Origin of the sequence: Salipaludibacillus daqingensis (assembly GCF_029891575.1) — a bacterium.
In the GTDB taxonomy this organism is placed as follows: domain Bacteria; phylum Bacillota; class Bacilli; order Bacillales; family Salisediminibacteriaceae; genus Salipaludibacillus; species Salipaludibacillus daqingensis.
Genome location: NZ_JARZHF010000001.1, coordinates 224,711 through 238,270 on the forward strand (window position 1 = coordinate 224,711; position 13,560 = coordinate 238,270).

General features: G+C 36.8%; 14 protein-coding genes. 1 reads left to right on the top strand and 13 read right to left on the bottom strand.

Annotated features, from left to right (window positions below):
• Nucleotides 1-18: 18 nt before the first annotated feature.
• From rpsA to prsW, 8 genes are all read right to left on the bottom strand, one after another.
• Nucleotides 19-1,176, bottom strand: coding sequence for a 30S ribosomal protein S1 (gene rpsA / locus QDN89_RS01145; RefSeq protein ID WP_280768244.1), 1,158 nt, complete (start codon nt 1,174-1,176; stop codon nt 19-21).
• A gap of 105 nt (nt 1,177-1,281) precedes the next feature.
• Complete coding sequence (locus QDN89_RS01150) at nt 1,282-1,869, bottom strand: lysophospholipid acyltransferase family protein (RefSeq protein ID WP_280768245.1); 588 nt, start codon at nt 1,867-1,869, stop codon at nt 1,282-1,284.
• Complete coding sequence (gene cmk, locus QDN89_RS01155) at nt 1,862-2,545, bottom strand: (d)CMP kinase (RefSeq protein WP_280768246.1); 684 nt, start codon at nt 2,543-2,545, stop codon at nt 1,862-1,864. The genes QDN89_RS01150 and cmk overlap by 8 nt, the downstream gene beginning before the upstream one ends.
• Before the next feature lie 121 nt (nt 2,546-2,666).
• On the bottom strand, nt 2,667-3,323 hold the full coding sequence (locus QDN89_RS01160) for a flagellar brake protein (RefSeq protein WP_280768248.1): 657 nt from the start codon (nt 3,321-3,323) through the stop codon (nt 2,667-2,669).
• Between the two features lie 189 nt (nt 3,324-3,512).
• Nucleotides 3,513-4,856 carry a germination protein YpeB gene (gene ypeB / locus QDN89_RS01165; protein WP_280768249.1) on the bottom strand — a complete coding sequence of 448 codons (1,344 nt, stop codon included), beginning with the start codon at nt 4,854-4,856 and terminating at the stop codon, nt 3,513-3,515.
• A 19-nt stretch (nt 4,857-4,875) separates the two neighbouring features.
• Complete coding sequence (locus tag QDN89_RS01170) at nt 4,876-5,910, bottom strand: cell wall hydrolase (protein ID WP_425335358.1); 1,035 nt, start codon at nt 5,908-5,910, stop codon at nt 4,876-4,878.
• 265 nt (nt 5,911-6,175) lie between these two features.
• Nucleotides 6,176-6,346: a hypothetical protein gene (locus QDN89_RS01175; protein WP_280768251.1), complete on the bottom strand. Its 171-nt coding sequence runs from the start codon at nt 6,344-6,346 to the stop codon at nt 6,176-6,178.
• Between the two features lie 120 nt (nt 6,347-6,466).
• Nucleotides 6,467-7,138, bottom strand: a complete 672-nt coding sequence (prsW, locus tag QDN89_RS01180; RefSeq protein WP_280768252.1) for a glutamic-type intramembrane protease PrsW — start codon at nt 7,136-7,138, stop codon at nt 6,467-6,469.
• A 127-nt stretch (nt 7,139-7,265) separates the two neighbouring features.
• Between prsW and QDN89_RS01185 the strand changes: the two genes are divergently transcribed.
• On the top strand, nt 7,266-8,234 hold the full coding sequence (locus tag QDN89_RS01185; RefSeq protein ID WP_280768253.1) for an asparaginase: 969 nt from the start codon (nt 7,266-7,268) through the stop codon (nt 8,232-8,234).
• 47 nt (nt 8,235-8,281) lie between these two features.
• Here the strand turns inward: QDN89_RS01185 and QDN89_RS01190 are convergent, their stop codons facing one another.
• The 5 genes from QDN89_RS01190 to QDN89_RS01210 form a co-directional block, all read right to left on the bottom strand.
• On the bottom strand, nt 8,282-9,259 hold the full coding sequence (locus QDN89_RS01190) for a YpdA family putative bacillithiol disulfide reductase (RefSeq protein WP_280768254.1): 978 nt from the start codon (nt 9,257-9,259) through the stop codon (nt 8,282-8,284).
• Nucleotides 9,260-9,351: 92 nt separating this feature from the next.
• Nucleotides 9,352-10,629 (bottom strand): Glu/Leu/Phe/Val family dehydrogenase, encoded by a 1,278-nt coding sequence (locus tag QDN89_RS01195; protein ID WP_280768798.1) that lies wholly within the window; start codon nt 10,627-10,629, stop codon nt 9,352-9,354.
• Between the two features lie 358 nt (nt 10,630-10,987).
• Nucleotides 10,988-11,569 carry an adaptor protein MecA gene (locus QDN89_RS01200; protein WP_280768255.1) on the bottom strand — a complete coding sequence of 194 codons (582 nt, stop codon included), beginning with the start codon at nt 11,567-11,569 and terminating at the stop codon, nt 10,988-10,990.
• A 116-nt stretch (nt 11,570-11,685) separates the two neighbouring features.
• Nucleotides 11,686-12,591, bottom strand: a complete 906-nt coding sequence (locus tag QDN89_RS01205; RefSeq protein ID WP_280768256.1) for a MerR family transcriptional regulator — start codon at nt 12,589-12,591, stop codon at nt 11,686-11,688.
• Between the two features lie 166 nt (nt 12,592-12,757).
• Nucleotides 12,758-13,510 (bottom strand): metallophosphoesterase, encoded by a 753-nt coding sequence (locus QDN89_RS01210; protein ID WP_280768257.1) that lies wholly within the window; start codon nt 13,508-13,510, stop codon nt 12,758-12,760.
• Between the last annotated feature and the right edge of the window lie 50 nt (nt 13,511-13,560).

Consider the following 13,560-nt stretch of genomic DNA (forward strand, 5'->3'; position numbering starts at 1 on the left):
AACTGTATATTCATCAGGTTAGTTTTTGTATTTTTTTAATTGATCTCCAATGACATCTCCTAGAGAAAAGCCTGCATGATCATCTTCTCTTTGGTATTCTTTTTTTGCTTCATTGTCTTCTTTTTCCTGTTTCTCTTCTTCCAATGCGCGAATACTGAGGGAAATTCTCTTTTCAGAAATATTTACGTCGAGAACCTTCGCGCTGACAGTTTCTCCTTCTTTCAAAACTTCTCCCGGGGTTCCAATATGTCGATTGGCAATTTGTGAAATATGAACGAGACCTTCCACTCCTGGTGCAACTTCAATAAAAGCACCGAATGAAACGAGCCTTTTAACCGTACCTTCAATGATTTCTCCTTGCTTCACCTTACCTTCAATCAATTCCCAAGGGCCAGGCAACGTATCTTTAATGGAAAGAGAAATCCTTTCATTATCAGGGTCTACCCCAAGAACTTTCACCTGAACTTTATCACCTTCATTAACAATTTCAGATGGAGTTTCCACATGGTGGTGTGCCATTTGAGAAATATGGACAAGTCCGTCTACGCCACCAATATCAACAAATGCTCCAAAATCTGTCAACCGTTGTACTGTTCCTTCAATTACTTGCCCTTCTGAAACACTAGACAACGTTTGTTTCTTTTTCTCCGTAACTTCATCATCTAAAACTGCTCGCTGTGATAAAATTAATTTATTTCGTTCACGATCCATTTCAATGACTTTTAAACGGACAGTTTTGCCACGATAGTCAGAGAAATCTTCTACATAATGTCTTTCTACAAGCGATGCTGGAATAAAACCTCTTACACCTACATCAACAACTAAGCCACCCTTGACAACATCTGCTACTTCAGCTTCAAATGTTTCTTTTGCCTCTAATCTTTCCGCCATAATGGCCCAGGCTTTTTCGGCTACAACGGCACGCTTTGATAATACTAACTCTTCTTCGGATAGTTTAATAACTTTGAACTCATGTTCTTCTCCTTCTTTTAGAACATCTTCCACTTTTTCCACATGAAGGCTAGATAACTCACTGATCGGCAAAACACCATCCATTTTATAGCCTACATTAACAAATGCTTGTTTTTCTTCAACTTTTGAGATTGTGCCCTTTGTCAAATCACCTACAGACAAAGAATTAAATTCGGCCATCTCGTTATTCATTTCTTCTACCATTGTCAAAAACCTCCCTATCCCGGATACCACTCCCGGGGACATAAATGCTAATTATTTATGATCACCTTTCACAAATGTGAAAGAGTTTTCCTCAAAGATTTACATTTATTTGCGATGTTCATCAAGTAACTTTTGGATCCCACGCATAATTTCCTCAGTTGCTTCTTCAGGAGATCCTTTATTCTCTCGAATCGAATTCATATTAACAGGTGGCCCGTATACAACTTTTAATGGTGAAAACAACTTATAACTTCCGATAACAGCACATGGCACGACATTAGCTTCAGATCTAAGAGCAAAAAACCCTACACCTGCTAATCCCTCACCTAGTTCTCCTGTTTTACTTCTCGTTCCTTCTGGGAAAACTCCCACAATTTCTGATTGTTTCAACAACTTCAACCCAGATCTCAATGCTTGACGATCACTCATGCCTCTCCGAATAGGAAATGCACCAACTCTTGGGAGGATACTTTTTAAAATGGGTGCGTTAAATAACTCGGCTTTTGCCATGAATTTTGTTTGACGTTTCAAAAATGCTCCAACTAGCGGGGGATCTAAGTTATGTATGTGATTACTACAAAGGAGTACCCCTCCATCAGCTGGAATATTATCTCTTCCTACCAGCGTTACTCGGTAAAAAAGTCGAAAATAAGTTCGACAAATGAATTGTCCAATCGAATATACCTTACTCAACTGACCCATCCCTTTCAACAACTAGCTCATAAATATGATCAACAACCTCTTGGATTGACATAGAAGTAGAATCTATTTCTAACGCATCCTCCGCTTTTTTTAGAGGGGCGATATCTCTCTCAGAATCTAATTTGTCTCTTTTCGCTATTTCATCTCGTAATTGATTAAAATTAGATGGAAGACCTTTTTCTAATTGTTCTTCATGTCGCCGTTTGGCTCTTTCATCCACTGTTGCGGTAAGAAATACTTTTAATTCAGCATAAGGTAAAACGGCTGTACCAATATCTCTTCCATCCATGACTGTTCCACCTTGCTCGGCTAACTTCTGTTGTTTTAAAACCATTTTTTGTCTTATTAGAGAATGTTTTGCCACATAAGATACATTGTTCGTCACATCAGATCCACGAATTTTTTCTGTAACATCTTCTTCATCTAAGATAATACGAAGGTTTCCTGATCGATTGATTAACTGGATGTCCGTTTTATCAAGTAATGCATTTAAGTCTTGTTGATTGTTAACATCCATGTCTTCTTTAACGGCTTTCCAAGTTAATGCCCGGTACATTGCTCCTGTATCTATATATATAAATTTCAATTTATCTGCTAGTAATTTTGCTACTGTACTTTTCCCTGCTCCAGCAGGCCCATCTATTGCAACATTCATCTGTGTCTTCATTCTTAACCCTTTCTATCATACGTCATTTCTCAATTGTGAATATACACCATATATTATCACAATTACACATGAGTGGTCTATTTTTTCAGAATCATTTGTCTTCATTCTAATGAAAATATCGTTATACTTTTTCCTTTTTCTTCAAAGCTAGTTGTCTCTCGAAACAATAGCGAACAATTTTTTGCCGGTCTAATTCACCTGTGTCAACAAATTCGAACGAACCTTTTATCCTACCTCTTTCCTTGAAAATTCTTATTGCCCTAGCACGAACTTCTAAATAATTCATTTCTCCTGATTGATAAGGTAATGCTAGCCATGTTGTGATTATATCTTCTGAACTAATGGAATGATCTTCTGGTAATACCAAAGCCATTCCACCTCCACTAACATCAGCAGTTACGGTAGTAAATGGAGTAAATTTATTTATAGATGAATATACCGCCACATCAATATTGGTGTCTACTCTAACATATTGACGACGTTGAATTCTTATATATTCTTCTTTTCCAGGGTCTTTCAAAACGAGCATCGGAAATTTCTTCTCGTATTTTCCAACAACTTCTGTTTGAAACAAGTAAATCGCTTGATCCTTTCCCATAAACCAAACCCGAACTTCCGTGCCTTCAAGAAAAAAGCTAGGTTTTTTTGTTTTTTGATCAACAGGATAATCAATGAAAACTTGTCCATTGTCGTGATCTAATATTTTACTTTTAAATCTTTTTTTTTCTTCATCTGGATTGTTCAATTCCAAATGTATTATATTTCCAATTTTAATCAAAGAATTCCCCCCCTGCCGGTAGATGTTGGTTGTGTGTATGTATGGTTCGATAAAAGATTGAAAAAATCCTCTTTTTAATACAAATTCTATTATGAAAAGAACGAAGAGCCTCGTCAAGACTCTTCGTTCCATTTGAGATTAATTAGCTCCTCTATTATTTACCAGCTAATATAATATGTCTTTTTACTTTTATTGATAAACAGGCTCTGGGTTAGCTAGCTTTTCGACTATCTCTTCCCGACCATTTTCTGCATTTATAAATACTCTAAATGTGTCATTCCCTTTTGTCCCGTAAAACTCATGACAGAGAACTTCTTCCCCTTGTTGGTTTTCAATTATCGCAACATGGTGTTCTCGTATTTGGAGATTTGGATTCAACTCTTCTTCCGCTTCTTCCCTTGACATTGTAAGTTCTGTGTCGCGATCACCCTCTGGATGAGCAAGATGAGCAAAACCTTCAAATCCGATAATATCTCCTTCATCTAAAGCAACCTCTAATACGATTTCGTCAGAGTAAATACGAACATCGTCTTCCATTTCAACAAACTGAAACACACCGACATTATCATATTGTTTACTTTCTACAAGTTGCATATTGGTATAATCATTTTTTTTGAGAAATTGTTTCGCCTTTTCAGAGGCTGCATTTAAACTTAAGGATTCTTCCTCTACGTCTCGTTCATTTAGCATCCAAACTGGATGACCACCTTTTTTTGTAATATCCATCGTAATAGTTGTACCGTGTTCAATATCAGGGATCATTAAACTATATGCTTCGTATGCGAGACCCTCACCCGTTTCTGTCATTTCAATCCCTTCTAATGAATCAAGATCTAAGAAGTCTTCTGCAATTTTCATTGCTTTGTCTTCATCAACTTCATCCCCGTTAAGATTTTCATTAATCTCTTCATCGTTTGCTGAAACGCCACTAGAATCTGCCCCAAAATGAACTTCTTTGAAACCTTCTACTTTCTCATCCATGTTTTTAAAGCCGTTAATAATAGGACTGTCCATTGGCTCCTCTTGTGCTTGCAATTCCTTATCAACATCTAACCAACGCAATTGATCGTTTAAGACATGTGATTGAACTTGCCTAAGTTCCCGTTGTATTTCTTCTGCTTGCCCATATAGCATTTCGAGATCTTCATAATTTTCATCTGTTAATGGTTCTTGATCTAAATCTTTTATTGCATGTTCATATGAGAAATCCCCGATCTTCTGCAAAAAATCTTCCGTCTTACTAAAAGGCATCAACACTAATGGAAGCTGTCCCAGATCGTTTTGTGCTTCTGACGTTATTCTCCAAACTTCTGCTAAGGAAGGAGAGAGTCTATCCTTTGAGTTCATTGCTAACGTCGATCCAATCTCATCATGTAATAAATCAATTTGAAAACTTAAATCATGAAACGCACGTTGATAATTGTTCTCCGATTGCATCATCACGGCATTCTTTTCCTGATTCTCATTAAAGCCCCAAAATGCTGTTCCAATTACTCCAGCTACTAATAACCCGATCATTATATTCCTTATCAATTAAGTCACCTCCATTCAGTTATTTACAGAAAATATGCTTTCCGATTTGTTTTATTTGTGGTCTAGACCAAATCCAATCTGATGTAGCTGTTACTGGATTGAAATAATACAGCGCATGCCCTGTTGGATCTTGCCCATTAATAGCATCGATCACTGCTTTTCTGGATGTTTCGTCTGGGTCCATCCAAATTTGTCCATCTGCTACAGCTGTGAAAGCTCTCGGTTCAAAAATAACGTCTGATGCGGTATTAGGAAACGTGGAGCTTTCTACTCGATTTAAGATAACTGCTGCAACAGCAACTTGTCCGACGTAAGGTTCTCCTCTTGCTTCACCATAAACAGCTTGTGCCATAATACGGATATCGTTATCTGAATATCCTTCAGGTACATTTATTGCTTTTTCAATATTGATATCATCATCTTGCGGAACTGGTTCCTCTTCTGCAGGTGCTGGGACATCTACCTCAGGAGAAGGGGATGGCTCTTCAGGTGCAGGTGCCTCATCCGGTGTTTCTGGTGGTTTTTCTGCTGGTGTTTCTTCAGCTGCTGGATCTTCAGGAGGTGCTTCAGGCTGAGGTTGTTTTGGTGCTGGTGCCTCCTTTCTTGCTTCTGGCGATGGTTTTTCTGCTGGTGGAATCGGTTTTTCTTTGCTACCAACAGGTCCTTTTTGAATATTTTTGTCTACCCCACCATAATAAGTAAATTTCCGTCCCTCATTCAGCATACGGTGAACAAATTCTTTGTCATACTCAGTTGCTTTTTCAAGCATTGTTTTCATATCAGTTCCGACAAATCCATCCACTTCAAGTCCGAATTCTTCTTGAAATTCTTTTACAGACCAGTAGGTTTGCCAACCGAATACACCATCGATTGTTCCATCATAAAACCCGTTGTACTGTAATCTTGCTTGAAGTTCAACGACATCATCTCCTGTCGCTCCTTTTTGGATAATCTGATCTGAAAATGCGCCAACGCTCGTTGGATTCATAGCGCTTATAAAGCAAAGTAAAATCACTACGGTCCAAAGACGCCTATAGCTCTTACGTTTCATCATCATGGAAATCCTCCTCTATTCATGCTATATCTTAAGAACGATGGAATAAGTGTAGTTTTTATCGAAACTAATAAATTTATTCCATCTAAAGGATTCTCTGATAAGATATTTTCTTAGTAAAGAGTAATCATTGCTATTAGCAATTAATACAAAACTGATAATAAACAAAGAAGGCTACTAATCAGAAATTTTATGACTATCTCGTACTATAAAAAAGGGTGCGGAAGTGTTATTACACTCCGCACCCTCACATTCTTTTTGATCTTTATTCTGGTGACACGTCTAAATGGAAGTTAGTTTCGTTACCGCAAACACATCGTTTAAAACCTGTATCGAAACCACCCTCTTCATTAGGACGTCCGCGAAGAATATATTTTTCTCCACAACTTTGACAACGAATCGTCACTTTGTACCTTTGTTCTTTTGTTTCAGGCAAAAAGATCACTCCTTTTTCATGGGCACATTTCTACTTTTATAGAAAACGAAGCCTAACTAATAAGTGTCGTTGCCATCCACTATACAACGAATCACGGGTAAGATTCAACAATTGGGTATTCTATCCTGCTCTTTGACTAAATTGATTGATTGCCTCTTGCCTATTTGCTTTCTTCACTTTTGTTAAAGCAAAAACCCATAAGAATACCATAAAAGGCGTTAATACATATACCCATTGGTTTAATGTTAATAGAATGAAATGGTATAAACTATGTAGCACGTATGGAAAAAAAAGTGCCAAAAATAAATATCTATAGCGGTGGCTATCGTCAAACTTCGCTTTACCAAAATAGTACCCCATGACAACACCAAACAAAGCATGGCTTGACACTGGGAAAACTGCCCTTAAAAAGGCTGTATCCACTCCATTCGCAATAATGTATAACATATTTTCCACAGAGGCAAATCCTAACGCAATTGCGGTAGCATAAACTATCCCATCATATCTTTGGTTAAAATGAACATGATAAAATACGGCAACTAAAACAATAAACCATTTCATGAATTCTTCTATAAAACCAATTTGTATGAATGAAATCGCGTAAGGAGAAAGGAACCCAGCTTCCTCTTGAATGGCAAATTGTACGAACATTACAGGAAAAACTAGAAGTGCACCAAAAACAAAACAACGAAATACCATCGTGATTGGCTCTTGTTCAAATTCATCTTTTAAATAAAAAAATAATAAAAGTGCTATAGCCGGGGTTAACGCCACTGTTATAATAGAAAGCATAGGCAATTTTCCTTTCAAATCTTATTATTATATAACCAGATCACTGACAGTTAGTATGGCGCTATGTTCATAGTAAGAAATTGACGAATAAATTGCAATTAAACAGAAGAATTTCAGGAGGTTTAAGATGAAGAAAATATTAATCATGCATACTGGTGGGACAATTGCTATGAGTGAAGACAAGGAAACGGGTGAGGTGAAGCCTAATCAACTGAATCCTCTTCACGCATCATTAACTAGCTTAGAAGATGTCGATTTTTCAATTGAAGATTTTCTTAACATTCCCTCGCCACATATGACAATGGACTTTATGGTTTCATTAGCCAAACGAATTGATTATCTAATTTCAACTGAATCATTTGATGGTGTTGTGATTACACACGGAACCGACACATTAGAAGAAACAGCTTACTTATTAGATTTAATTTTGACAAACAATTGTCCTGTTGTACTTACGGGAGCCATGCGGTCTAGCAATGAACTTGGTTCTGATGGTCCTCATAATTTACTTTCATCTATCAGGACTGCGATGAGTGATGAAGCTTCTGGTAAGGGTGTTCTAGTCGTTTTAAATGATGAAATTCATACGGCAAAAAATGCAACGAAGACACACACTAGTAATATCGCTACGTTTCAGAGTCCACAATATGGTCCAATCGGAATTGTAACGAAAAGACGTGTTCATTTTCATCATACCCCAACATTTAATGAAAGATTTGATATAAAATCTCTGTCAAAAAAGGTCGTTTTAATTAAAGCTGTTGCTGGGATGGAGAGTGAAATCCTTGAAGCGTTTTGTGATATGAAAATTGACGGAATCGTTATTGAAGCACTTGGTCAAGGGAATATGCCACCTGAAACCGTTCAACCAATCCAAAACCTTGTAAATAAGGGGATTCCAGTCGTCCTAGTCTCAAGATGTTTCAATGGCATTGTGCAAGACATTTATGGATATGATGGTGGAGGGAAACAACTAAAAGATATTGGCGTTATTTTTACAAACGGCTTAAGTGGACAAAAGGCACGAATAAAGTTAATGGTTGCATTAGAAAAAACAACAGAGTTAGTCGACTTGCAACATATTTTTCAACAATAAATTCTATCATACAGACCCGAGCAGGAAGCTGTTCGGGTCTGTTGTTACTATTTCGCTGCAATATGTTTTGCAATGATTTCTCCGTGCAATCGACCATTTTCAATGAAAATTTCGTTTGCATTATTCCCTGCTGCAATGACACCCGCAATATAAATATTATTTACATTCGTCTCCATTGTTTTTTCATTATAGAATGGTCGTCCTGTATTATCATCAATCGATACGCCCATTCCCTTTATAAAAGAATGATCTGGATGATATCCTGTCATTGCAAATACAAAACGGGCAGGGTATTCCGTTACGACGTCATTTTTTTTAGCAATGATGCTTTGGTTTGTAATTTCTTCGATCTCCGTTTCAAAATGCATCGTGATGTCGCCTTTTGTAACTAAACCGCTAAATTCCGGTAGTATCCAAGGTTTCACACTAGGAGAGTAATCGTCTCCCCTATAAAAAACCGAAACTTTTGCTCCAGCTTTTTCTAATTCGAGAGCGGCATCCACAGCGGAATTCTTTCCGCCAATGATTGCTACTTCTTGATCAAAAAAGGAATGAGCCTCATGAAAATAATGAAAAACATGCGGTAACTCTTCACCCTTAATCCCCATATAATTCGGCGAATCATAGTAACCAGTTGCAATAATGACAAAACCGACGTTATAGTCCCTCTGCTCCTCTGAATTTCTTATTGTTTGTAAGTGAAATTTCCCATCCGACAATTTGTTAACTTGCTTAACTTCTTCAAACGCATGGATACGGATATTTTTTTCCTTCACTACTTGTCGATAATAAACGAGGGCTTCATTTCGTTTCGGTTTCCTCTCTGTACTATAAAACGGAATATCTCCAATGGAAAGTTTCTCACTAGAACTAAAAAATTGTTGGTGTGTAGGATATTTATAGAGAGAATGAACGATATTCCCTCTTTCGATAACTAAAGGATTGTACCCTTCTTTTTGTAATTCAATCGCAGCTGATAAACCACAAGGTCCTGCTCCGACTATAATGACATCTTCCTTATGCATTCGTTACACCTCTTTCAATGAATGAAAAAAAGAATCCCTTTATTTTACTAAAGGGATTCAAACTATAGTGATATCTTAACGTGAAATCATTATTAAATCCAGCCTCGGAACCTACTTGCCTCAGCCATCTTTCTGACACCGACCATGTAAGCAGCCAATCTCATATCTACGTTTCGAACGGAAGCTACTCTGTAAACATTGTCAAAGGCAGTGACGATAACCTTCTCTAATTTTTTTGCCACTTCCTCTTCTTCCCAATAGAATCCTTGATTATTTTGCACCCATTCAAAATAGGAAACAGTGACGCCTCCAGCACTTGCAAGCACATCAGGAACGAGTAATACTCCTCGATCACTTAACATTTTTGTCGCTTCAATCGTAGTCGGTCCGTTTGCAGCTTCAACAATAATACCTGCTTTAATTCGATCGGCATTGCTTTCCGTGATTTGATTTTCAATTGCAGCCGGAACGAGAATATCACAATCTAATTCAAGTAATTCATCATTAGAAATCGTATCTTTGAAAAGCTTAGATACGGTCCCGAAACTGTCTCTACGATCCAATAAATAATCAATATCTAATCCCTCAGGGTCATATAGACCACCATATACATCGGAAATCCCAACTACTTTAGCACCTGCATCAAACATAAATTTCGCTAAAAAACTACCTGCATTACCAAACCCTTGAATCACAATTCGAGCACCTTCAACATTTAAACCTTTTTTCTTTGCAGCCTCTCGGATACAAATCGTGACCCCTTTAGCTGTGGCAGATTCTCGTCCGTGAGACCCTCCTAATACAAGTGGTTTCCCCGTTATGAAACCTGGTGAATCAAATTCTCTCATGCGACTATATTCGTCCATCATCCATGCCATGATTTGAGAATTTGTAAACACATCCGGTGCAGGAATATCCTTTGTTGGTCCAACAATTTGACTGATCGCACGAACATAACCTCTACTTAACCTTTCCACCTCAGGGAAAGACATTTCTCTTGGGTCACAGACAATCCCTCCTTTCCCACCACCATAAGGAAGGTCAACAATCCCCGCTTTTAAACTCATCCAAATTGATAGCGCTTTCACTTCTGTTTCTGAAACATTAGGATGGAAACGAACTCCTCCTTTAGTTGGTCCAACAGCATCATTATGTTGAGCACGATAGCCGGTAAATATTTTGTTTGATCCATCATCCATCCTGACTGGAATGCGCACAGTCATCATTCTCAATGGTTCTTTCATTAACTCAAACATTTCATCTGAATATCCTAGTTTTCCTAACGCTTGGTGGATAACCGTTTGAGTAGACTGAAGAACATTCTGTTTCGATTTTGGTTCTTCTTTGATACCATTTTCTGTTTTTCCCATCTTATCGCTACCTGCCATTCGTTTCACCCCTGCTCATATGACTAGAAATATGGTTGATTAATTTATAGGTTGCTTCTCCTTCTTACTATAAAGAACTTAACACTTTTTTTCCACTGTTCTGTCATATTTTTAATGATTATTTCAAGGTTAATTTTATCTTTTAACCTATAGGATTACCTCTCTATTAAAAGATAATGTTGATCGTGAAAATGTAGTTCTCTTTCCTTCACTTAAACTTTCCTGAAATTACAACTCACGAAAGAAATGTGTATGCATTTCAAATGAATTTCCAAAATTCCAAAATTAACACCTGATTAACAAAATAAGAAAAAAGAAGCCAAATGTACTTCTGGCTTCTTTAAGAAAAATGTGCGCACATTTGTTGTACGGCCATCGATTCCATGATTACGTTTCCGTATTCCTCGATTTGATAAGTAGTTACGTTTGCTCTTTCTCCGAATTCTCTCATAATTGATACAAGTGTCGTTTTTTCTAAATGAGAAACATCATTTTCATGAAAGTGAAAGAAGTACAAACCTTCAAAGGAATAAAGTTTTCCTTCATGAATATCGAGTGATGATAATGTTTTTGACATTTGAATAACGTGTTCAATGTTATCAAATTGAAAGAGTATTGGATCGTTTTGTGCATTACTTAACTGCCACTCTAACACTGGTTCTTCGATATCATCCAATAGATCTTCGGTTTTTGTAACGATAACAACGACTCCTTGCGCTGGAATAGAAAAAACTTCAACGACTACCGGTCCTTCAGCATCAAAATCTAATTCTTGACTAGCTTCAGCGATCATATCTTGAAACATGTCATCAATGACAGGTACATCTGTCCACGTTTTATCTGTTGAAATCCCTCGTTCTTCAAGGTCTTCATATGTTAAAAATATTTTCATCTTATCGTAAGCTAGTCTTTCGAGGCGCATGAAAATTCCTCCCCTATTCATGTCATCTTTCTTCATTTCCGTGTTCGATGACTTTGTTAATTCTAAAATATGTTCATCTTGAAGAATTGGTGCGATATCTTGCCTATATATTACTTCTATGTTAATTGCGATTTTAACCATTCAAGCCATTCGTCATCATTTTCACCAATTAAATAAGGACGATACATTGTTTTTGCTGTTTTAGACAAGCTTTTTACAGCATGTCCACCTAAACCTATTTTTAATTCACTAAAATGTTCATCTAATTGGCTTACTAATCTAATCGTATCGGATAAATGATCAACAAGCGTGCATGAAATAACAATCATTTTTGGTTTTACTTCTTCCACTACTTGAAAGACATCTTTTTCTGGAATGCCTGAACCTAAATAAATTGCTTCATAACCTCTTCTTCGCAGAAAAAATGTGAATATAAGTAATCCGATCTCATGTCGTTCATTAGGACCGCAAACACAAATGACTTTTGGAAGCATTGTATTTACCGGTAAGTTATGAAATACCATCCCAATTTTTGTGCGAATAAACGATGTAACAAAATGTTCATGGGCAATGGATATTTCATTTCTTTCCCAAAGATCTCCTACTTCAACTAAAATATCACCTAGAATCGTGATGACTACTTTTTCTATTGAAAAAACGTTAAAAGCAAGATCCAACGTCTGATTGGATTTATTTTCATTAAAACTAAGCAATGATTGCAAAAGATCTTCCTTAAACGTGTCAAGTTGGTTACTAGAAACCCTCTCTTTGTCAACATCATCGATGACATCTTGTTTATCTAATAGTTCAACAGCTTGTCCTATCGTAAAACCTTGTTCTACTTTTGCCATTATCCATTTAAGAACTTTCATTTGATCTTCTGTATACAAGCGATGACCTGCTTCGTTTCTAACAGGCTCAATGACATTATATCTTCTTTCCCATGCTCGAAGTGTCCCTGGGTGGATTCCAAGCATGTTTGAAACAGCTTTAATATTATACTTTCCAGTTTGATCACTCATACCCGGACACCTTCTTTAGCTAGTATCATTGCTTCTAAATAAGATAAAAGTACTCCTTATTTGCTTAATTTGTAAAAAACAAAGGAATGCTTGAAATTATTTTTATTTTAGTCGATAAATTCATTATAATCCATCAGTAGAATTGTGCAAATTTCTAGTTAAGCTTTTATGTATCACTTTTGATTGTAACAAGATGAACTTCAGGAACGGCACCAAATCTAAGATGAATCCTTGTTGTACCGAAACCATTGCTAATTAAAACAGGAAATTTATTTTTTACTTTCCATCCTCCTTTTTCCGATATGGAAAATGGGCCTAACCGAATTTGTCCACCATGAGTATGACCTGAAAGAATTGCTTGCACGTTTTTATGTTCTTCCCTAAGTAAATAAGCTACTTCAGGATTATGAGCTACTAATAACACAGGTCCTACTGAGTTTGATAGGGCTTGCTGAACATTTGTTCGTTCTTGGCCTAGATCTTCTACTCCAGCAATTGTCCACTTACCTAGATGTCCATCGATCGTTATCGAATCATTGTTTAACGCTAAAATACCATGCTTTTCTAAACAATGATTTAATTCTTTTTCACCGTACTCATAATCATTATTTCCCCAAACAAACAACGTTTTTCCAAAAGAGGTTAAGGTAGATAAATTATCATCAAGCAGACCTGGTTCTAAACCAACCTCACAGACATCTCCACCGATGATGACAAAATCAACTTTTGGTATTTCTTGAAACAAGTTTCGATCAATCTTTCGTTTATGTATATCGGTAACAAATAAGATTGTCATTTCATTTATGGAGATAGGTAAAGTAACAGTTTCATGTTTGATGTTTAGTTTATTCGCCTCTCGATACATGAGTATGGGTAAAATGACCATCGCAGTTAGGATCAATACAATTATTATGTACATCGGGTGCTCCTTTGTCCCTTCTTTCAATTTGTGTTAGAATATCGTTCAGT